Source organism: Acaryochloris marina MBIC11017 (genome assembly GCF_000018105.1).
GTDB lineage: Bacteria > Cyanobacteriota > Cyanobacteriia > Thermosynechococcales > Thermosynechococcaceae > Acaryochloris > Acaryochloris marina.
On the sequence record NC_009925.1, the window covers coordinates 5,108,407 to 5,130,637 of the forward strand.

Genomic DNA, 22,231 nt, shown 5'->3' on the forward strand with positions numbered 1-22,231 from the left:
GCTGAAAGGATAAGGGCTACCACTACTGCTGTGCAAGGACTTTAAGGATTTTGGATTGTATAAAAGAGTTACCCTGGCATCTTAATACTTGGACTTTGCTGTTTTACGCTGAAGAAAAGAGACTCGGGTAGAGTGGCAGCGAGGGAAATCCATTAAAGGCCAACAGAGTATAGCTTAGGGCAAGTAATCAACCTATCAGAATGGTGAAGCCTCTCCCATTTGGCTACTCAGGACTGACAGATTCCGGTCAGCTCTGGCTAAAGGACTCATTTGAGTTCGAGATTAGCAAACTCCCCGATTCTTGCGTAGGGTAAACCCTACCTTCTTCCGTAGAAGGATCTTAGAAACGGACATACCCCGAACTCAGATTAGGCATTTGATGAATCACCTACTCAAAGATGAAATTGTCATCCCTGAGTGTTGTCAGATCAATATTGAGTAATAGAACAGAGTGATTGTCACCAAAGTCGATCGCGACGTCATTCCCTTTTTGACTGGCAGCGCCTAAAGTGGCGTCAAGATCGCTGAAGATGGCACTGACATCAAGGACGTCATCAGCAATATCAAAGTCAGTTACGATATTGGCACCGCTATCTGCTTCAAACACAAACACGTCATTACCAGCGCCACCCGTCAATGTGTCATTACCACCGCCCCCTTCAAGGGTATCGTTGCCTTCTCCACCTTCGAGTAAATCGTCGCCTGCATCTGCGATCGCCACCCGCTCAATGTTGATCCGCAGCAGTAGATCATCATCCGCCGTGAAGTCGCCCACCACTGGATCGATGACGGCACCTGGGGCAGTGGTTCCTCCCAAGATATTGACGGGCGTAGCATCAGGATTGCCCACTGAACCATTGAAGCCAGGATGAGCACCGACAACACCATTCTCATCCAGCCCGGTATCGCGGGCCGTTTGGTTGAGGAAGGCTGCATCTAGCTCATTATTCACTTCAGTTCCAGCATCAAGCACATCGCTACCGCGGCGTTCAATGACAACCGGACCAATAAAGTTTCCTGCTGCATCGAAGATCGGATCGGCCAAGGGATTATCGGGTACCGATAGGAAGGCATCATTAGACGGAATAATCATTGTGCCCCAGGTAAAGAACCCTAGCCCAACTTGATTGGCGTTGACATTTAGCGTCAAAGAGGCACTTTCACCCGGATCAATGGGGCCGGGTATACCTGCACCACCGATGATGGTGCCATCAACGCCATTGGCACCCGTTTGAGCATTGAACTCAGCGGCAATCCCTTCAATAGAACCATCCTCTGCCAGTCTTTCTAGACCAAGACTGGCCGCTTCACCCGCTGTAAACAGATCGAAGTTGGCACCATCATGAAAACCGAACCAAATGGGGGTTAAGAAGGTGCCACCTTCACCCAGCGTGTTGGTGACAGTGACGCGAATCGCTGTGCCAGAACCGATCTCGTCGCCGCGTAGCAGATCGTTGCCTGCACCGCCCTGGAGGGTATCGTTCCCTGCATTACCCGCCAATACATTGTCGCCATCATCGCCAGTGAGAGCATCGTTATTGGTGGAACCCGTCAGATTCTCAATATTGCTGAGCTGATCTTGAATTGGGTTACCGTTGGCGATGTACTGAGCCTGTCCTGTAGACAGATCAGCAGTCACATCAGCACCAATATTTTGGAAGTCAGCCGTGTCGATGCCGTCACCGCCATCCGTGAGGTCGTTACCGCCGCCACCTTGGAGCGTATCGTCACCGAGTCCCCCCAGCAGCGTATCGTCACCGCCGCCACCAGAGAGGAGATCATCGCCGTCGTTACCAGCAAGGGTATTGTCGTTTCCGTCGCCAAAGAGCTGATCGTTTTGGGCAGAACCGTCCAGATTCTCAAAGTTAGAGAAGTTCTCGAAGACGGTGCCGGACCCTACTTCGTAAGATGCGCTGCCACTGGCCAAGCTAGCCACGACCGGAGCACCGATATTGATAAAGGAATTGGTGTCGTTCCCCTCTCCGCCATCAAGCGTGTCGGTACCGCCTGCGCCCGCAATAAAGTCATCCCCTGCGCCACCCTCAATGATGTTACCTGCTGCACCATTGGCAATGATGGTGTCGTTGTTAGCAGAACCAATCACGCCCTCAATACTGGTGAATGTATCGGTGACCGTGCGGCCATTGACTTCATATTCTGCTGATCCCGTACCATCAGCATTGAGCGTGACGTTAACGTCCGCGCCGATATCGGCAAAGCTAGCAATATCTGTTCCTTCGCCACCGTCGAGGCTATCGTTACCGCCGCCCCCCTGGAGCGTGTCGTCACCTGCACCGCCTTCGAGGGTGTCATTGCCGCCGCCGCCCTGCAGCGCATCGTCACCATCTAAACCTTGCAGCGTATTGCTTTCACCATCTCCGATTAATAGATCGGCATCGTTTGATCCAATCACATTCTCAATGTTGGTGAGTGTATCGGTCTCAGCAATGGGGACGAGTCCTGTTGGACCGGCATCGGTGGCGATATTAATAACGACCGGGCCGTTGATACCCGCAGGTGCGTTGTGCAAATGGATGGGGCTGAGCGTTCCATTACCGATATTTACTGGCAACAGATCTTCGGGGTTGATGCCAACTAAGGAAGCACTGGTGCTATAGGTAACGGATCCATCCGGTGCAACTGTAAACAGGGCAGTCGCCGTCCCTGATGAATCAGTGCCAACCGGAGGCACTTCTTGATCACCACTAAGGTCTGTCGCGAACTCAACAGTACCGATGCCGTCTGCATCACGATTGTCGGCAATCAACTCAAGCTGACCACGCACTTCACCGGATGGGAAGTCGTTGGTGTGGAAATTGAAGTAAAGGTTACCGGCAACGCCCTCAGCAATGATTTGGTCAGCGCCAATCCCAGCATTGGGGTCAACCAGGGCCAGTTCCGGCACGGTGAGATTAAAGCCATCGGCACCAATTCCATCTGGTCCTGCATCGCTGGCGATATCGACAACTACGGGACCGTTGATGCCTGTTGGTGCGTTATGAAGGTGGATGGGGCTGAGTGTGCCGTTACCGATGTTGACGGGGAGCAGATCGGCTTGGGTGATACCCGACAGCGAGGCGACCGTGCTGTAAGCGACCGATCCGTCTGGCCCCACGGTAAAGGTGGTGGTGGCAATGCCTGAAGCATCCGTCTCAACGGGAGGCACTTCTTGGTCACCGCTGAGGTTGGCGGCGAACTCAACCGTGCCGACGCCGTTACCATCCCGGTTATCAGCAACCAATTCAAGCTGGCCACGCAGTTCACCGGAGGGGAAGTCAGTGGTATGGAAGTTGAAGTACAGATTTCCGGCAATCCCTTCTTCAACAATGGTGGATGGATCAATACCATCGTTGGGATTGACAAGTGCTAAATCTGCGATCGTGACGTTAAACCCTGTCTCTCGCTCAGCAGTCCCTGCACCCAAGTCAACGGTAACGCCCACATCGCTGTCGTCATAGCGAACCGTATCTGTCCCTCTGCCACCGACAATCGTGTCATCGCCAAGACCACCAGTGACGGTAACACCCGCCCGACCCGATTGAGTAAAGCGATCGCTGCCAGCCCCGAGGCGGACCTCACCGTCGAGCGTGCCATGATTCGTTACTTCAACACTGCCCAAAGCACCATTGGCATCAATCGCAAAGCCATTACCGCCTGCGATTACGCCGCGATTAGTAATCTGACCATCAAAGACAACCCCCGATTCAATCAAGAGGCCCGCATCTGTTTCAGATGCAATGACGCCACCTCTATTATTCGCAATCGTCCCTGAGAAGGTCGCGGTGTCTAAGCCAGAGCCTACGAATAGACGTACTCCTGCCGGAACGTTGTCGCTGCCACGTCCTCGAATCAGACCGCTGTTATCAATACTGATGCCTTCGCTTAAGCCATTTTCAGAAGAGCCGCCCACTTGAATAGAGATACCGCTACCCGAGTTACCAGATCCCGCGTCGATAACGCCCCGTCGCCAATTCCTGACACTAATGTCGTCTGCTGTTCCATCGAGATATAGGGTGCCGTTACGCTGATCCCCAGTACCGACTACATCGCCAGCATTAATGAATGTGACATTATCACCGTCCAAATTAACGGTGCGGCTGCCGGACTTAATGCGTCCATGGTTGAAAATCTCCAGATCGTGCTCAGCATTGCCAATGTAGAGTCCGTTACGGGGACCGCTAATCAACCCTCTGAAGCCATTGATAATGCGACCGTCAAAGGCCACACCGTCTTCCACCACGACGCCGCCAAGGAAACCAACGTTCACCTCTGCTGTAATCGTGCCACTGTTCCTGACCGAGCCGCTGATCGTTGCCTCTGAAAGCCCAGAGCCGTTGAAAAATCGCAGACCACTGGAGCCATTTCCGGTCACCCGGGTGCCATCTGCGAAGACTTCATCCCCATCCCCTCGGCCCTGTAAGCGCCCAAAGTTAACGATATTAATGTCTTCATTACTGGGATCGCCTGCAGCACCCACCTGTACGGAAACAGCATCGCCGAGATTGCCAACACCAGCATCAATCACACCGCGATGACCGTTAAATATCCTGAGGTCATCAACTGTGCCATCCACATACAGCGTCCCGTTACGCTGATTGCCAGTCCCCAAAATTCGACCGAAGTTGGTGACGCGAATACCGTCGCCATCACTAAGATCGATAGCACGGCTATTAGAGCTGATGGTCCCAATATTCGTTAGTCTGAGACCACCACCTGTAGAGCTGATGCCGTTGAAATGACCCGCGATGGACCCGAAGTTTGTAATCCGGGCATTGGCACCACTGACCAGGACGGCTGTATTACCCGAATCGGGAGCTGAAAGAGATCCGCGACGGGAGATAAACAAGGACGCATGGTTCCCTGTAATGTCAACGGCGGGAGCACCGACGGGTGCGATTAGATTCTTGCGGATATAGGCGCGGCCATCATTACCAAGGGTAATACTATTCCCTAATCTCGCTGGACCAAACAGATGGAAGCCAAACCTATTAAATCGAGCATTTGTCATGGCGTTACTATTCCCAATTAACCGCCTGTTGAAGGTTTGCAACAGCGGAGACCTCATATCATGCAGGCTGCAGCAGGCGCTGGGTTGAGACGACGATACTGTCGGAACCCACAAACCTCTGACTCAACTCTAGGGATGCCAGTGGGCATCAATGGATGCAATCACCCCAAACCACCCACAAACTAGAGTTGCAGTAACACAGTTTGTCCAGCGCCGATATCAGACACGTTAAAGCTTCAGCAGCTATCCCCCGTCAAACTATTGTCTGGCAAGGCTTTTGATGGCCATACTGCAGCACTACCGAGGCAAATTATCACACCCTTTGCCTGTCAGAATGTGGAGTGAAACACAGCACTGAATAATGATCTATGCATTAATGGAGAGTAAGATTTGCATGTCTGTAAATATTAATGATGGTCCACCGTGGCTCAAGAATTGTTCCTCATCATTAGCCTTGGCCATTGTTCATTCCACTTATCACTAGCCATCGCTGCTCTAATTTGCAGTAGATTGTGTGCTCCCTCCTGAGTCCACCGGACTTGACGCTGGCTGAGGTCTCTCGCTTCGATGAGTGTATCGATATGGGTTGCGAGCTCTTCACTGGTAAACGGCTTATTGTTCTTTTCCCATTGGCTGTAGTGTACAAGGTAGTCATAATTGATTTGTAAATAAACTTGTAAAGCACCCACCCGAAGCTGTTGCGCCGGATTCGACAGCTTAGCCTGCAGAAACTCAATTTTGGCGAGAGCCTCATCTGCTTGGCCGTGCCAGACGTCCAGCATTGCTCTCTCTATGAACTTCGTGAGCAATGCACTCAGGCCCTGTTGAGCCAGATCAAATTGTTTGGCGACATGAAACCAGTCCAGGACTTGCTCTAATGTCTGACAGTAGGGTTGTAACATCACTAGAAGAGTACCGCTATAACTGGCATGATCGACTAGTCCATAAACGTGGGTCGTTGGGGCCAGACCTTGCTGAAGGCATGCGTTGAAAAGATAGGTTTCAAAGGTTTTTTGATCGTCTGCGATCGCAGAAACGATGTACGTTGGTGTGATCTCATGGGTAACTGTTGCCCCATCTGGCTGCGGGTCCAACCGATAGATCATCCCTAGCAATACTTCAGCTTGATCTTGGTTCTGAACAGGAATGAATCCCCGTTCCAGATGAATCACGAGTCGAGGGGCAGGTGGACTGACTAGTGTTGTTGATTCACCATTTTGGGCGGCAAGGCATTCTCCAATACGGTTCGTAGTGGTGCGAATTTGCACATGATTATTGACGCTCCGCCGTTGACAGTTGAGTTTTTCGAGATTAGCCTGGGCAACCCGATAGCTGTTAGATGCCCCCTGTTCGCATTGCAGCTTTGCCAAATCAGGATGGGTATCAGTGCCAAACTCCGTTAGTGTCGTTGGTGTACTTTGCCAGCCACAGTCTGGGTTGGTGCAACGGTGTTTTTGTAGACGGAGCTTGTGATCGCTAAAGACGGCGTGGAAGATTGATTGCATAAAGCCGTTTTTGGAAGCTTTCTGGCCACACTTCGGACAGAGGGTGAGCTTGGGCCCGAATAGGGCAGCTTGTTCAGCCAGAAGCGCGTTTTGGATTTTGGTCAGCAGCGCAATCTGCTCCTGATGTCGAAGTCCCAGGTCTAAAATGGACGCTGGTTTCTTCAAGTCGTAGATCTTGACGGTATCTCGCTTGACAACAGTTTGGCTGGCATTCGAGAACTTCTCAAATACGATACGAATTTCATCTCCCATGACTGTACAATCCTCTATCGAATATTCAGAAAGCAGTTCCTGTAGCTGCCGTAACTCACTCACTTCACAATCAATCTTTACGCTCAAGTATTTTTGAGTGGTGACTATAAAGAGTTGTTGAGGTAAAGGCGGCAGGCTTGAGTCTGCCGCCGAAGTTTCTTTATCTAGGAAAGGAAGTCACTCGTGTCTAAAGCTTGAGCCTGCACACCTTCCAGCAAGACTGTGTTTTCCTGTGCGAAGGTTAGTAGTACATCACCGCCAATCTGCTGGGCGCTGCTGATCACAGACTGCAGCTCGGTGGTGCCGAGGCTAAAGGCACTCACGTCAAGTAGATCAAGGCCATCTTGAAAATCAGTCACCACATCTGCCCCCAATGCCTCAGGTCCAAAGACAAAGGTATCGGCCCCAAGACCGCCGGTTAGGGTGTCATCTCCTCCATTGCCAACGAGAACATTAACTTCTGCATTACCTAACAACACATCATTATTCTCAGACCCTGTCAGGTTCTCAATAGATATGAGCTGGTCAGTGACTAAACCGTTAGGTCCTTGGTAAGTAGCTGTACCGCGGCCATGCTCATCAATGCTGGCAGTTACAGCAGCACCAATATCAGAGAAGTCAGCAGTATCAATTCCCAATCCACCATCAGTTACATCGTTGCCGCCGCCGCCACGTAGAATGTCGTCACCAGCTCCCCCTAAGAGGGTGTCATTTCCAGCACCACCTGCTAGTTCATTTGCAAGCTCATTCCCAGAGAGCGAATCTGCATTAGCTGAACCGATTAGGTTCTCAATAGAGATCAACCGATCAACAACTCGACCGTTGGGACCTTGGTAGATAGCTATACCACGACCATGCTCATCAAGTCGAGCCGTTACAGCAGCACCAATATCAGAGAAGTCAGCAGTATCAATTCCCAATCCGCCATCGGTTATGTCGTTACCGCCGCCACCGCGAAGCGTATCGTTACCAGCTCCCCCCAAGAGGGTGTCATTGCCAGCACCACCTGCTAGTTCATCATTACCATCATTGCCTTCTAGACGGTTATTACCAGCCGCCGCTAGGATCACATCATTGTCGTTAGAGCCAACGACGTTCTCAATAGAAGCGAGAGTATCTGTCTCGATAATCTCAGTGAAGACATTGCCATCACCCGTATCAACCCCAGGAGCCTGAACAAGTCCAGTGATATCTCCACCAGCATCTTGAACAACGTCAAGAATGACAGGTCCGTTAACACCTGCAGGGGCATTATGCAAATGAATGGCGCTGAACCCAGCAACTGGGAGCAGGTCAAAGGTCGCTAGCCCAGTGGTTTGCAAACTTAGATCATAGGTAATGCTGCCATCTGGTGCGACTGTTAAAGTGACAAGACCTTCGCCAGTTGCTTCAGAGTCAGAAGTGGGTCCAGGTTCTTGGGCGGCATCTAGAACTGCCGAAAGAACGACAGTGCGAACGCCACCTTCTGTGACATCGCTCACGATGTTGTCTAACTGACCACGGATTTCACCACCGTTGAAGTCATTCGTGTGAATGTTGAAGTACAGGTTGCCCGCTAAAGCTTCTGACAAAAAAGCTGCATCATCTGCAACTGCTGCAGTATTCAAAGAATCGACTTCAATATTCTCGAAATGTAGAGCGAAGCCATTTTTGCGGGTTGCGGTACCATTACCATTGTCATCCAAGGTCACGTTGACTGGGACGTCAATATCATCAAAGCGAACGGTATCGCGACCTGTGCCGCCACTGATACTGTCGTTACCCAGACCACCCGTGATAACAGCTCCTCGGCGAGATGAAGAGGTGAAGGTATCATCAAACCCACTAAGGATGACATCCCCTTTGAGAGCACCACGATTGTTAACCGTGACAGCTGCCTCTGCATTGCTGGCATCGATGGCCGCTACTTCACCCGCAATCAAACCATCATTGTTAATTGAGCCAGCAACAGCGCCACTGATCTCAACGCCATTGTTCCTGCCAAAGATAATGCCTCTGTTATTGATATCCCCATCTAGCGTCGTCCCAGTCCGGATATCAATTCCATCGTCAGATCCTAGGATCCGCCCCCTGTTGTCAATATCAGAGGTCAATGTGGTATTGTCAGCACCTGCAAAGACACGAATCCCATCTCCTTCAAGGTTGCCTTCACCCGCTCCACGACCTTGAATCCGGCCAGCGTTGCTAATGGAGGCTGTGACGATATCACCATCCACCTCTCCAGTTTGGAGAGAGATCCCAGCACCTTGGTTACCGCGTCCAGCATCAATGACACCACGACGCTCGTTGACAATGGAATAGTTATCTGCGGTGGCATCAGAGTAAACGGTGCCGTTGCGCTGATTGCCTGACCCAATAATCCGACCTGAGTTGGTCAAATTAACGCCAGTTCCATCAATATTGACTGCGCGGCTATCGCTCGCAATAGTCCCCCGGTTAACAACGTTGGCATCATGGGCAGCATCACCAAAATACAAACCATTTTGAGCACCAGCAATCAGACCGTGTCGCTCGTTGGTGAGAGTTCCTTGATAGGCCAAACCATTGGAGAAGCGAATGGCAGCAGTGGGGCCTTGGGTGCTTTCTGAGAGGATTCTGCCGCTGTTGATGATGTCCCCCTGATAGGTTGTACCACCACCTGTAACACCAGAGAAAATGCGAAGACCGTCACCAGCTAGACCGCTGGTAGCAGCCGCCTGTCCACGGCCTTGGATGGTGCCAGCATTACGGAAAGTTACATTAACCACGTCACCCAAAACTTCACCTGTCTGAAGGGCGACCCCTGCACCTTGATTCCCTCGACCAGCATCAATAACGCCACGACGGCCGTTAATGATGGCATAGTCATCAGCGGTGGCATCGGAGTAAACAGTTCCATTCCGCTGATCGCCAGTACCAACGATTTGACCTGAGTTGAATAGGTTGACACCTGTACCATCAATGTTGACAGCCCGACTACCAGACTCAATGCGGCCTTGATTAATGATGTCTAAATCATGTTCCGCATTGCCGATATACAAACCATTGCGAGGACCAGAAATCAGACCTCGACGCTCATTAGTAATCCGTCCTTGGAAGGCGACGCCATCTTCAACTACAAGGCCCCCCAAGAAACCAACGTTTACTTCTGAGGTAATGGTGCCGCTGTTGGACACTGAACCTGAAATCGTCGCTTGGGGCTGACCAGAACCATTGAAAAACCGTAGACCACTGGAGCCATTACCGGTAACACGACCGCCATTGAATACTTCTGGCCCATCGCCTCGCCCCTGAAGTAGGCCATCATTATCAATGCGGATATTGTCGTTACTAGGGTCACCCGCAGCACCCACTTGAACGGAGATCGCATCCCCTAGGTTGCCTTCACCGGCATCAATCACACCCCGACGAGTATTATCAATCTTTAAATCATCAACCGTACCGTCAACGTAGAGTGTTCCGTTGCGCTGATTGCCAGTTCCTAGAATGGTGCCGGAGTTGCGAACCCGAATACCATCGCCATCGCTAAGGTCAACCGCCCGACTATCCGAACTGATCAGGCCAGAGTTGGAGAGTCTTAAATCATCCCCAGTGGAGCTGATACCGTTGAATGCCCCAGAAATGGCCCCCCGGTTTGTGATCCGGGCATCTTCACCACTGGATAGGACTGCAGTGTTACCGGAATCAGGGGCTGAGATGGAGCCTGATCGCGTGACCCGCAGGGTGGCATCTTCGCCCACAATATTGACAGCAGGTTGTCCCTGAGGAGCAATAAGGTCTTCGCGAATCGTAGCTCTCTCATTATCGTTGAGGACAATGGGGTCATTGAGCTGAGTGGGACCATTGAATCGATTGCTTCGATTAGCCATAAGTGATTTTCCTATCTTTTGTGGTGAGTAATAGCAACGCCCAAATTAGGACACGTCATCGTTGCTGTGCTCTGCGATCAATCCTGCTCGGTGGCAAGTGATACATCGCAATAGTCGAATCATAGGCAGAGCAAGCCTTAGCCGTCCTGAGGCGTTAGACCTAAACCTTGATTGGGACTTTAGACCTAGAATCGTGAATAATGGCGGGTTTCGTATTTGCCAAATGCTTCAGGTTAAGGTGTTCTAGCTTCCTAAGCAGTGGGGGAATGTGGTGTATTCGCAATCATTTACATACCAGTACAGCTGGTATGTATCGGTTGTCACAGTTTATTCACAGTGCTTTCTAAGTTAACTCTCATCCAGGGCTAGGAAACGCCTACTAAAATCCTTAGGTAGAGAGAGAAATACTGTTTTGATCTTTTGTTCAAAAGTGTGGAGCTAGTCGCACATTTATGATGACGCCTCAGAATCCAATTCGAGTATTGCTAGTGGATGATGAGGACATCGTTCGCTACGGGTTAAAAGCGATCGCGCAAGGCACACCTGAGATCGAAATTGTGGGTGAGGCTGGGTCGGGTAAAGCTGCGATCGCACAGGCCAAAACGCTACAACCCGATGTGATTCTGATGGACATCAACATGCCCCAGATGGATGGTGTGACGGCCACCCAAGAGATTAGTCGCATTCAGCCCCATGCTAAAGTCCTCATCTTAACCACCCATGATGAAGCTGAGTATCTAGTGGAAGCGATGCAGCAAGGCGCTGTCGGTTACCTACTCAAAAATACACCCCCAGAAGACTTCATCCAAAGCATCCAGCAGGCACACAAGGGATATCTACAGCTCGGTCCTGGCCTAGGTCAAAAGCTCTGTCAACTTCTGAAAACCCCAGTGCGGCCTCAAATTGAAGCCTTCGAGGGCATCACCCCCAGAGAACAGGACGTCTTGAAGCTGGTTGCGACAGGGGCGAGTAACCGCGAAATTTCTGAGACGCTCCACATCACCGAAAAAACGGTTAAAAATCACGTCAGTAGCATTTTGAGCCGAGTGGGTGTACAGTCCCGCACCCAGCTTGCTATCTGGGCTAATTCCGCTGGTGAAGAGACCTCTTCCTTTGCCGTGGCCTAGTAGAATTATCAATTAGACAGACTCTGAGGGGGATTGCATTACGAACAATGCCTTGGAAGCTCGGTGTCAAATTTAGTGTGTTCTTGGTGCTGATTTTCTTAATCGGCAGTAGCTTGAAAATTTTCACCCTCTCACAACATTTCAATTATCAGGCCGAGAAAGCTGTGCAAGAGCGGGCAGAGATCCTGCTAACCACGATGCAGGCCGTGCGGAACTACACTCAGGACAATATTCAACCGCGACTGGAAGACAGTCCTGAGTGGGATAGCAGTTTCGTATTAGAGAGCGTCCCCAATTTTGCCGCCCGGACTGTTTTTGAGGATTTTAGGCAATATGCACCAGACTATCAAGCATTTTCCTATAAGGAAGCGACCCCTAATCCCACCAACCCAGACGATCGCACTGATGAATTTGAAGCTAGCATTTTCAAGCAACTGCAAACCAGGTCAACGGAGCAGCCCGAACGCTTATCGGGCTACCGAACGTTAGGGGAGACAAAGCTGTTTTATATCGCTCGCCCTTTAATCATGACAGATGCCAAATGTTTGAACTGTCATGGAAAGCCAGGCGATGCCCCCCAAAGCCAGATTGAGATGTATGGTGATCAAAATGGGTTCGGCTGGCAGCTTAATGATGTGATTGCAGCCCAAATGATCTATGTTCCTGCCGACACAATTCTAGACCGGGGATATCAGAATCTGTGGGCTGTCACCACCATTTTGCTGAGCCTGTTCGGAGCGCTGTTCTTGGTCATTAATCTTTTACTGTGGCGAACTGTGATTCGCCCGCTTAAAATCCTCACACGCGTTTCGAAGCAAATTAGCAGTTGTTCACTGCAGGATGAACCGCGCATGAAATTGAATCCATCGCAGGGCTTGGACACGCTAACCAACCGACGGGATGAACCGGGACAATTAGCGAGAGCCTTTCAGTTTATGCTGCATGTCCTTGGTCAACGGGAGCAAGATCTTCAACTTGCGGTTCAGGAGCGAACCCAATGGCTGGAGCAGGAAATGCATGAACGCCAAACAGCCCAGGAGTCGCTACAGCTCTATTCCCATGCCATCAACCATGACCTCCGCAACTTGGTGATGGGTATTTCAAGTGTGGTACAAGGGATCTTATTTCAAACCTTTGGCAAAGATAAAGAGCAGCATTCAACATCAGAGACTTCTGACGTCATCACCATTGAGCCAGCGGCACTGACCCTGATCCAGACAAGTTGCGATCGCCAACTCAATCTTATGAATACTCTGATGACAGAAGAATCATCAGACATCTGGCGGGTTGCCCTCCAATTACAAACCATTCATCTTCAAAACCTCACAGCGGATCTCCAAAAGTCCTACAAAGCGAAGCTAGCCTCATCCACTATTCACAACTGCATCCCTAACGATTTGCCTCCTATTAAAGCCGATCCCAGTCAGCTCCAGCGGGTGTTTGAGAATTTAATTGACAATGCGCTCAAATATAACCCTAACCGCGTTGATATTACTTTAAACGCTCGTGTTGAGGCCAGTGACTCTCCCATGATCCGTTGCACAGTGCAAGATAATGGTGTTGGTATCGACTCTCAAAAAATCAATTCTCTCTTTGGAGTTTACACTCGTGGCCAATCTGATACTTGCGTTACTGGGTATGGTCTTGGCCTCTACATTTGTCGAAAAATTATTGAAGCTCACGGGGGTACAATTGGCGTTGAAACCTCTGCTGATGGCGGAGCTACATTTTGGTTCCTGCTGGAATTGTCCACTTGACTCAGTCAGTCCAGAAGGAGAACATCTGTATATTTTTGCGGGTTTTTACACTGCATTGATTTGAGGTAGCCTGAGCTAAAGTGTCAGGACTCAGTGACCAAGTTATCTATTGTCAATAATATTGACTATTGAATGAAATACTCCTGATATTTAAACGAGAAATCAACTATTTCAAGAATTGAGCTTTACTAGAATTCTCAATTAAAATCTTGGACACTGAATCCTGACACTTTAGCTTGACCCACCCCTTCTCGGCGCTGATGCCTTAAAGCCGTATGAATCGTCTGCCAGATCCCTTGACGGTGCCACTTTTTAGAAATACTTATAGACGGTCTCGTGAGGGGCAAAGCATTTCCCACTGGTAACCACTGCGTTGGACGTAGAATATGGCATTAAGGATTTCTCTGAGATTAACGGTTCGAGGTCTTCTGAATCCATTAGCAGGAGGCAGGAGAGGACGAAGTACATCCCACTCCGTATCACTCATATCGTTGGGGTAGGCTCGACGCCTGCTGTGGGCAATCTCAGGACGTCAGCTCATACATTTAAGTCAGTAGTTGGACTAGATGCACAGACGCCATCGCACACTTCTGGCCTAACTTGTTCGCTTTATACCTTCTTTAGAAATCAGCTCTCATACTTTCCGCTGGTAGCTGCATATAGACAGAGGGAATTAACTGTGGCTCCGTCCAACCGTCAGTGGGAACTATGCCAGAGGCAACAAAGCTAAGGCGGTGTGGAGCTGTTTCAAGAATTGACATCTGAATAGAGCGAACTTCAGGAATTAGTGTAGGTTTAGACATTTTTTCCTCCAATTACTATGAATCTAGGGGAAATAAAAGATTGGCAAAGAATTAGCAACATATCTCACCAGAAAATCTAGCTTTAAACTTTGTTGGAATAATTGGAATAAATTACTTGAGAGCAATCCATCCATATCAACCGGTTAGCTTTTTATGATTTTCTTGTCAGCCAATTAGAATAAAATCAAGCTCAAATCTATGCTTTCTTAACTCAAATATCTCTCCAGGATTTTTGGATATTTGAAAATACTCTAGATAGAGCTTGAGGCTAATAAATCCTGCTAGCTTCTCTTTCTTTAATAAGTCTTCAGTAGAAGCTAGCTAGTTTATGCCGTTTGACTAAAAAATTAATATTGATATTTAAAAATCCAGAACATAATTCTTAACCAGAAAGGCTAAAGCACTATCATGATTTATTTCTAGCCATCCTTTTAGCCTATCCAAAATTAATTTAGTTTTTCTGATAACCTTAAATGCAATATAAGAGAGATATTAAATAGAAACTAGATTAGAATAATGAGAATAAATCCCCTTAAATAAAAAGCACCAAGACAAAATGCTTTATCTTAGCTAGTCTTGGATCATTTGATAGTAGATCATTAAACATCAAGTGCATAATGCTTTTTATTGAGTATGTTGTTCAAAAAACACACTCAAAACTATCTGGTATAGGGAAATAATCCCTTGAAATTAATATTTTTAAAATTTCAATATCTTGAGATTAATAAATCTAAAATAAGAGAAATAAATATTGAGAATATCTTGAAGAAAGAGTTGAAATTTTAGTTATCTAATTTAGTTGAGAGGAAATTAATCGTGAGACACAATCTTTCTATAGCAAACATAATTAGAGTCATCAGTTCTTTGCTACTGGCCTTCCTTTTGTTGATATATTCACCAGTAGCATCAGCGAAACCTATCGGGGCCTGCGTCCAAGATCCAACAGGAATTTGTACAAGAGATATTAACCCTTGTGGTAATCCCAGCGTATGTGGATGTTCAGAAGGCTATACCTACAATGCATCTATTGGGAAATGTCTTATTGATGATATTGGACTAGCAAATGATGCTGGCGTCGAAGTAAAGAGTCGTTGTGCCTTAGAACCAAAGGGGATTTGTACACAAGATATCAACCAATGTGGGCATGCCAGTATTTGCCAATGCCCTGACAACACAACCTATAGTCCAGTCATTGGCCAATGCGTAAAAAAACTTGAAACACCGAAGGGTGAATATTAAGAGCACTAGAGTTACAGCGTGTTTTGAACATTTTTGAATAATAACTAACGGGCATTCTACGGTTCTATTGCTATGCAATGAATTAGCAAGCAGTTGCCTATACTGTATTTAAGAGAATCATTATAGAGATAAGCACCAACAAACAGTTTAGGAAGCTGCAAAGCCTGATTACCCTGACAGTTGGCGAAGTTCAGTTTCCTTTCTATTATCGATATTGGGAAGCTACAATTCTACTGCATAGCAATGGATCGATAATCATTTAAATGGAATAAGCAATGTCTCAATGCCTATGATCTTCTGGTGTTTTGGGAACTGTTTATCATCACTATAGTAAGCTTTTGGTGAGTAGTTCCTATAGGAGTTTTGCCCCTTTCTCTAGAGCTAAGACTAACCCAGAATCGACCATTAACATCAGAGTTGAAGAAGCAACAGATTGTCGTAAAGCCTGAAAAATTAAGCAGATTACAGAAGATGGGATGGAGCTGCACGGACAATGGGGAGTATCAAGCTTCACTGTGAGTCTTTATTAGTAAAAAAGTAGTGGACACGTTGCTTGCTAAGACAGGATTACTAATCTGCTAGAGGAATGCTGTGAAACGTACAATGTGAGGCTTTAATATCTCACTTCCCTTCAAGCTTATGTCCACTCCTCTGCTGCACTATCAACTGAGTTACTGGATCCTTCCCAGGGAGCATTGTAGAGAGCTTTTTGTGGCAGGTTCCACTTTAAGCGGAGCCTGCCACAGTGATTCTCAGTTTGTAAGTTGTTCATATAGGGACTGTTTTCGGGGGCAATTTCGTACCCAAAACAACCCAAAACGGTTAATTGATGCCTGGTTATTGACAATGAAAAATGACCTTTAGGAGTCGGTTCGAATCCCTAAAAGCCTTGCCAGGTATAATTTACCAGCTAAGTGGGCGATACTGGATTTGAACCAGTGACCTCTTCCGTGTGAAGGAAGCGCGCTACCCCTGTGCTAATCGCCCTTGGGCCAATCAATCTAACACAGTCATCTCTTTAGAGCAATAGCCAGCAACGATTGCTCCACAGCATAATGCTCTAGCCTTTAATTAGGATTGTGGGGTGAAAATTATTTGGCTAGTTAAATTAAGCAGAGGTAAACTAATTTAAGTTTTTATTTAAATGTATTGGGCTATACAAAAAAGCTGATTAGCCTATAAGGAAGCGGCTTGTGATGGATTTAGCTCATGAATACTGAAATCTCTAAGAAAAATGGTTTATCGTCGGCATTTGCCCAGCGACAAACCAACATAATGGCAAACTTACAAAATCGTATGGATGTTGCGGCAGCCAAACACGATCAGCATTTGCTTGAACTCCTGACCCATGAACGGTTCCAGCTGGAATACCATTGGCGTGATATTTCACCTCCCCCTCATCGACCGCCAAACGCTATCCGGCTTTGGCAACACATAACCCAGACATTCATCTCACGAAGGAAACTCAGCTTAGAGCGCCGAATCACCCCTAAAGGGGAAGAATGGTGGCATGTCGCAGATCCCCGCTCTGGCAAAACTTTCAATGCCGAATCATTAGGTGTTGCAATGCAGTGGATTGAGCAGAACCGGTTAGGACATTAATCGCAGCAGAGGAGCGCTTATTGCTAAAAAGTTCAGGTTTACCTTCTGTGTGAACTCAGGGCGAGCCTTCTGTATGATCAGAGGGAACAAGCAGCTGGCATCCCCATGAAAGTAGTCGTAACAGGAGCAACCGGATTTGTAGGCCAACGCCTCGTTGAACGGTTGCAAGAAGAAGGCCATCAGGTCTTAGCATTAGTTCGAAGTCCCGATAAAGCGGCTAAGCTTTTCCCTTCCCAAAAATTTCCAAATGTCGAAATCCAGGGCTATGAACCTCAATCTTCAGGGGATTGGCAAACAGCTCTCTCGGGTTGGGATGGGGTGGTCAATCTGGCTGGAGAACCCCTCGTGGGCGATCGCTGGACGACCAGCCGCAAGCAAGAAATCATTAATAGTCGTGCTGTCGGTACCCAGAAGCTGGTTGAGGCCATTGCCGCTGTGGACGAAAAGCCATCGGTGCTTGTGAATGCATCCGCCATTGGTTTTTATGGCACTAGTGAAACGGCTACCTTTGATGAATCAAGCAATCCCGGCGATGATTTCTTGGCAGAAGTGTGTCAATCTTGGGAGAAATCAGCGCAATCGGCCACTGATACTGGCACGCGATTGGTTATTTTTCGGATTGGCATTGTTTTAGGAGATGGTGGAGCCTTAGCCAAAATGTTGCCCCCGTTTCAGATGTTTGCCGGTGGTCCCATTGGTAGTGGCAAACAGTGGTTCTCTTGGGTGCATTTAGATGACTTGGTGAACTTTATTCTGACAGCACTGACGGATAGTAGTAAATCTGGTGTTTATAATGCCACAGCCCCCAATCCGGTAAGGATGAATGGACTGTGTGAATCTCTGGGCAAAGTGCTCAATCGCCCTTCTTGGCTGCCGGTTCCAGACATTGCTCTAGAGCTGTTGTTAGGGGAAGCGGCTCAGTTAGTTCTAGAAGGACAAAACGTACGACCAGAGAAAACTCAGGCCGATGGATTTCAATATAAATATGAGACCATTGACTCGGCCCTTAAACAGATCTTGACCTAATGGCACTCCAACGAATTCTGTTCCTTCACCCCAATTTCCCGGCTCAGTTCCGGCATTTGGCGATGGTGTTGGCGAAGAGTCCCAAGCATCAAGTGGTGTATGGGACGGCTCGGGAGGAGGGACAGATTCAAGGAGTCCAAAAAATTTTGTACAAACCGTCACGGGACGTCCGCCCCGAAACCCATCATTATGTCCGCCCTCTAGAGAGCGCGGTGTTGGAAGGACAGGCAGTATACCGGATTGCTCAGCAGTTGAGCGAGCGGGGATTTGTGCCGGATGTGGTCTATGCCCATTCTGGATGGGGACCGGGATTATTCGTAAAGGATATTTTCCCGAAGGCTAAGTTCTGCTGCTTTTTTGAGTGGTATTACCATGCCCACGGTACTGATGCTGATTTTGACCCTGCCGATCCCCTTGATGCCGATGCAGAGGCCCGTATTCGGATTAAAAATGCCCCCATTTTATTGGATTTAGCCAGCTGTGATTATGGCCTGTCTCCGACTCAATGGCAGCGTCATCAATTCCCGCCAGAATTTCACAGCAAAATCAAGGTATTACATGATGGTATCGACACGGAGTATTTCCAGCCTAAACCGAGAGCCAAGCTAGTATTGCCTGACATCAATCTTGATCTGTCGGCGGTGGATGAAATTGTCACTTATGTGGCGCGAGGTATGGAACCCTACCGGGGGTTCCCCCAGTTTATGGAAGCCATTGCCTTATTGCAGAAGCAACGACCCAATTGCCACGCGGTCGTGGTCGGGGCGGATCGGGTGGCTTATGGCAAAAAACTGCCCAATGGCAAAACTTATAAACAGCATATGTTGGAAACTTTGCCCCTAGACCGGTCGCGGTTACATTTTACGGGGCGGTTACCCTATAGCCAGTATTTGCAGGTGTTACAAGCTTCTTCCGTGCATGTTTATCTCACTCGGCCCTTTGTCTTGTCTTGGTCCATGCTGGAATCCATGTCTGCGGGCTGTTTACTGGTGGCTTCCAATACGGCCCCAGTGACAGAGGTGATTAAAGATGGGCAGAATGGCTTGCTGGTGGACTTTTTCTCACCGCAACAGGTGTGCGATCGCATCCAAGAAGCCCTCGATCACCCAGACGGCATGGCAGAACTTCGAGCCAATGCTCGTCAGACGATTCAGAAAACCTATGATTTGGCGAAATTATTGCCCCAGCACCTGGACTGGCTAACCCGCTAAGGGCTAACCCACTTTTTTAGACGCCAACACCTTAATTTTGGTGACTAGCGTCTTTTTCAGGATTTCGTAATCCGTCGCCGACCCAGAATTGGGTTTAGGAAAAAAGTCTAAGGCCCCCGCCTGCATCAAATTAAAAATATTGTCTACATCGGAAGGATGCACACTATTGCTGATGACTAGTATGGGACGGGGAAAGTCCTTCATCACCTTTTCGGTGAATTCTAAACCGTCCATATTGGGCATCTGCAAATCGGTGCAAATGACATCTGGCATGGTTTGAGCAATAACTCTTAACCCTTCATTCCCGTCCTGGGCAGTGCCCACAACGTTGACTTCTGGGGCAGAATCCAGCAATCGACTGAGAATCTGGAGGGCAACTGCAGAATCTTCAACTAGGACTACTTTGATCGGATCTGTCATGACGCAATTAACCTCCTTAAGGTCTCGATAAGCAATGTTTGATCAAAATCACCTTTGGTTAGGTAAGCGTTGGCCCCCGCTTCCTGACCGCGACGTTTGTCTTCTTCCTTCGCTAGGGTTGTGACCAATACAATGGGAAGCTGCTGGTATTCCTGTCTCTGACGAATCTGGGCCGTCATTTCTAGTCCAGTTAAATTGGGCATTTCCACATCAGACACCACCGCATCAAAGCGATCAGCCTGCAGCTTCTCCAATCCCTCTTGACCGTCTACTGCAGCAGTGACGTCATACCCAGCCCCTTGTAGAATCCGTTTCATTTGCGTTCGGATTGGTATGGAATCTTCAACCAACAACACCTTTGATGTCACGGCTTCATGTAAATGTTCGGACAAGGTGAGATCGTCCATGCCTTGGGTGGCTTGTAGGAAATCTTGGGGATTGAGTACCATACAGATCTCACCATTGCCCAAGATAGTGGCCCCGGTGATATTCCGAATGCGTTTCAGCAATTTACTCTGGGGTTTTAGCACAATATCCTGCTGATCTACGAGTTGATCGATAAATAACCCCAAGCGTTCTGAACCAATTTGGAGAATGACACAAGGAATATTGGTGCGTTCAGTTTCGTGTCTATCCTGTTCGGTTGGTAATTCAAGAACATCACTTAGCCACATTACAGATAAGGGTTGGTCTTGATCCGTAATAGTAGGATGCCCTTCCAACGAAAAGATTTGGTCAGGGGTGACACTGATCATCTTGTCCACATATTCCAAGGGAATCGCGTAAGGATGCTGATTTACCTCAACAATAAGGACTGCAGTGGTGGTTAAGCTAGAGCTGAGAGTGAGCTGAAAGGTGCAGCCCTGGCTAGGAATCGAACGAACTTGAATGGTGCCTTGTAGTCGCTCCACGTTGGCTCGGACCACATCCAAGCCGACCCCTCGCCCCGAAATCTCTGTCACTTGGGTCCGCGTCGAAAAACCGGGTGCAAAGATCAGAGACTGGACTTGGCTGGTGGTCATGCGGGCTAACTCGGTCTCAGTATGTAGCCCTCGTCTAATGGCCGTCTCTTGGATCTTGGTCAGCTCCAACCCTCGGCCATCGTCCGTGAGTTCAATGGCAATACTACTGCCCAATTGATACGCCCTTAAGCGGAGGGTAGCTGTTTCCGACTTACCCATCGCCATTCGTTCGGCTGTAGTCTCGATGCCATGGTCGATGGCATTGCGAACTAAGTGGGTTAAGGGAGCCTGCATCTGTTCCAAGATGTTTTTATCTGCCAGGGTATCTGTGCCTTCTAGAACCAGCTCAATCTGTTTTTGCTGTTGTTTGGCAAGATCCCGCACCATGCGAGGGAAAAGTTGAAATAGACCGGCCACGGGCAACATGCGCAAATTGCGAATGCCGACTTCTAATTGGTTAGCCGTAATATCCAAGCGAGTTGAATCTTCTCCCACTTGGGCCTTTAGATTTTCAATCTGAAAACTGAGGGCTGAGAGCCGCTGTTGATGAACTTGCAAGACCTGATCCACCAACATGGCATCGGCCGCAGAGAGTTGCTGTTTTAGCGGCGTTAAACTCAACTGTTGGGCCTGTAAATCAGTGGTCCATTGCTCCCTAAGGGTGGCTAATTGTTCCACTTCCCCAAGTCTCTGGGCAATTCGAAGTTTCGTAACAGCCAACTCACTCGCCTGAGTCATCAATTGATCCAGCTTGGCTGCCTCTACCCGCACGGTATCCACCTGATAAGGAGAGGTGGTCGGTGTTTCAGCGGGCTTAGATTGTCCCTGATCGGAGGGAGATTGTTTGAGAAGTTGATTCAGTTCAGCCGCTAAATCGGGCTCAGTCTCTTCCGCGACTTGTATCAAGGTGGCAGCAGGGTCAATCTCTACAGTTTCATCCCCTTGAATGATATCTAGGGTCGCTGCAGGCCCTGAAGGAATGTCCGCATCATCGCCAGCCATCAACTGGGCCATGACGTGGAAAACACTCACATCTGTCTGTTCCCCAGTCACTGCCGTATGGGCAATTTTACGAACTGCATCCAAACCAGAGTAAAGGAGATCGCATAACCCAGACGATAAAATTCGATCCCCTTGCTCAACCTCAGACAAAAGATCCTCCATCTGATGAGTAACGGTCTCGGCATCACCAACCCCCAGCATCCGCGAATCCCCCTTAAGGGAATGGGTTGCTCTTAGGAGTGCTTGTAACTGCTGTTGATCCTCTGGGTTTTTTTCCAAATGGAGCAAACCTGCTTCTATGGTTTCGATATGTTCGGCACTGGCAGCTTTGTAAAGTCCACGCAGTTCGTCATCTTCGATGAACATGGTTGTTATGCTTGCTTAGATAAAGGGTGGGGAAAAGCAGGAAAGAGCTTTCGCTTTGGAGTCGAAAGATCCCAGACAATCAAGGGTTTCTTTCCTAAAAATA

General features: G+C 48.5%; 12 protein-coding genes and 1 tRNA gene. 5 read left to right on the forward strand and 8 right to left on the reverse strand.

What is annotated here, in order from left to right:
- Window positions 1–388 precede the first annotated feature (388 nt).
- From AM1_RS42900 to AM1_RS39930, 3 genes are all read right to left on the reverse strand, one after another.
- Window positions 389–5,008, reverse strand: a complete 4,620-nt coding sequence (locus tag AM1_RS42900; protein WP_012165299.1) for a CHRD domain-containing protein — start codon at window positions 5,006–5,008, stop codon at window positions 389–391.
- 428 nt (window positions 5,009–5,436) lie between these two features.
- Window positions 5,437–6,852: an ISKra4 family transposase gene (locus AM1_RS22935; protein ID WP_390610019.1), complete on the reverse strand. Its 1,416-nt coding sequence runs from the start codon at window positions 6,850–6,852 to the stop codon at window positions 5,437–5,439.
- Between the two features lie 77 nt (window positions 6,853–6,929).
- A complete protein-coding gene (locus AM1_RS39930; RefSeq protein ID WP_012165302.1) occupies window positions 6,930–10,613 on the reverse strand; it encodes a beta strand repeat-containing protein in 3,684 nt (1,227 codons plus the stop codon).
- Between the two features lie 452 nt (window positions 10,614–11,065).
- Between AM1_RS39930 and AM1_RS22950 the strand changes: the two genes are divergently transcribed.
- Window positions 11,066–11,740, forward strand: coding sequence for a response regulator (locus AM1_RS22950; protein WP_012165303.1), 675 nt, complete (start codon window positions 11,066–11,068; stop codon window positions 11,738–11,740).
- Window positions 11,741–11,787: 47 nt separating this feature from the next.
- A complete protein-coding gene (locus AM1_RS22955) occupies window positions 11,788–13,497 on the forward strand; it encodes an ATP-binding protein (protein ID WP_012165304.1) in 1,710 nt (569 codons plus the stop codon).
- 322 nt (window positions 13,498–13,819) lie between these two features.
- Here AM1_RS22955 and AM1_RS44460 read toward each other — a convergent pair whose 3' ends face one another.
- The 3 genes from AM1_RS44460 to AM1_RS22965 form a co-directional block, all read right to left on the reverse strand.
- Window positions 13,820–13,984 (reverse strand): transposase, encoded by a 165-nt coding sequence (locus tag AM1_RS44460; protein WP_083776737.1) that lies wholly within the window; start codon window positions 13,982–13,984, stop codon window positions 13,820–13,822.
- 133 nt (window positions 13,985–14,117) lie between these two features.
- Window positions 14,118–14,300: a hypothetical protein gene (locus AM1_RS22960; RefSeq protein ID WP_012165306.1), complete on the reverse strand. Its 183-nt coding sequence runs from the start codon at window positions 14,298–14,300 to the stop codon at window positions 14,118–14,120.
- 2,154 nt (window positions 14,301–16,454) lie between these two features.
- Window positions 16,455–16,526: transfer RNA gene (locus AM1_RS22965), tRNA-Val, on the reverse strand.
- 222 nt (window positions 16,527–16,748) lie between these two features.
- Here AM1_RS22965 and AM1_RS22970 point away from each other — a divergent pair.
- The 3 genes from AM1_RS22970 (at window position 16,749) to AM1_RS22980 (ending at window position 19,378) form a co-directional block, all read left to right on the forward strand.
- A complete protein-coding gene (locus AM1_RS22970) occupies window positions 16,749–17,141 on the forward strand; it encodes a hypothetical protein (RefSeq protein WP_012165308.1) in 393 nt (130 codons plus the stop codon).
- 105 nt (window positions 17,142–17,246) lie between these two features.
- Window positions 17,247–18,167, forward strand: coding sequence for a thylakoid membrane protein ThyD (thyD, locus tag AM1_RS22975; RefSeq protein WP_012165309.1), 921 nt, complete (start codon window positions 17,247–17,249; stop codon window positions 18,165–18,167).
- Window positions 18,167–19,378, forward strand: a complete 1,212-nt coding sequence (locus AM1_RS22980) for a glycosyltransferase family 4 protein (RefSeq protein WP_012165310.1) — start codon at window positions 18,167–18,169, stop codon at window positions 19,376–19,378. The genes thyD and AM1_RS22980 overlap by 1 nt, the downstream gene beginning before the upstream one ends.
- A gap of 3 nt (window positions 19,379–19,381) precedes the next feature.
- Here the strand turns inward: AM1_RS22980 and AM1_RS22985 are convergent, their stop codons facing one another.
- Window positions 19,382–19,798: a response regulator gene (locus AM1_RS22985; RefSeq protein WP_012165311.1), complete on the reverse strand. Its 417-nt coding sequence runs from the start codon at window positions 19,796–19,798 to the stop codon at window positions 19,382–19,384.
- Window positions 19,795–22,128, reverse strand: coding sequence for a hybrid sensor histidine kinase/response regulator (locus AM1_RS22990; RefSeq protein WP_012165312.1), 2,334 nt, complete (start codon window positions 22,126–22,128; stop codon window positions 19,795–19,797). The genes AM1_RS22985 and AM1_RS22990 overlap by 4 nt, the downstream gene beginning before the upstream one ends.
- Between the last annotated feature and the right edge of the window lie 103 nt (window positions 22,129–22,231).

Coding starts and splice junctions, on each gene's coding strand:
- thyD (WP_012165309.1), top strand. CDS start 17,247: ATGAAAGTAGTCGTAACAGGAGCAACCGGATTTGTAGGCCAACGCCTC.
- AM1_RS22950 (WP_012165303.1), top strand. CDS start 11,066: ATGATGACGCCTCAGAATCCAATTCGAGTATTGCTAGTGGATGATGAG.
- AM1_RS44460 (WP_083776737.1), bottom strand. CDS start 13,984: ATGAGTGATACGGAGTGGGATGTACTTCGTCCTCTCCTGCCTCCTGCT.
- AM1_RS22980 (WP_012165310.1), top strand. CDS start 18,167: ATGGCACTCCAACGAATTCTGTTCCTTCACCCCAATTTCCCGGCTCAG.
- AM1_RS22985 (WP_012165311.1), bottom strand. CDS start 19,798: ATGACAGATCCGATCAAAGTAGTCCTAGTTGAAGATTCTGCAGTTGCC.
- AM1_RS22970 (WP_012165308.1), top strand. CDS start 16,749: ATGAATACTGAAATCTCTAAGAAAAATGGTTTATCGTCGGCATTTGCC.
- AM1_RS39930 (WP_012165302.1), bottom strand. CDS start 10,613: ATGGCTAATCGAAGCAATCGATTCAATGGTCCCACTCAGCTCAATGAC.
- AM1_RS42900 (WP_012165299.1), bottom strand. CDS start 5,008: ATGACAAATGCTCGATTTAATAGGTTTGGCTTCCATCTGTTTGGTCCA.
- AM1_RS22955 (WP_012165304.1), top strand. CDS start 11,788: ATGCCTTGGAAGCTCGGTGTCAAATTTAGTGTGTTCTTGGTGCTGATT.
- AM1_RS22960 (WP_012165306.1), bottom strand. CDS start 14,300: ATGTCTAAACCTACACTAATTCCTGAAGTTCGCTCTATTCAGATGTCA.
- AM1_RS22990 (WP_012165312.1), bottom strand. CDS start 22,128: ATGTTCATCGAAGATGACGAACTGCGTGGACTTTACAAAGCTGCCAGT.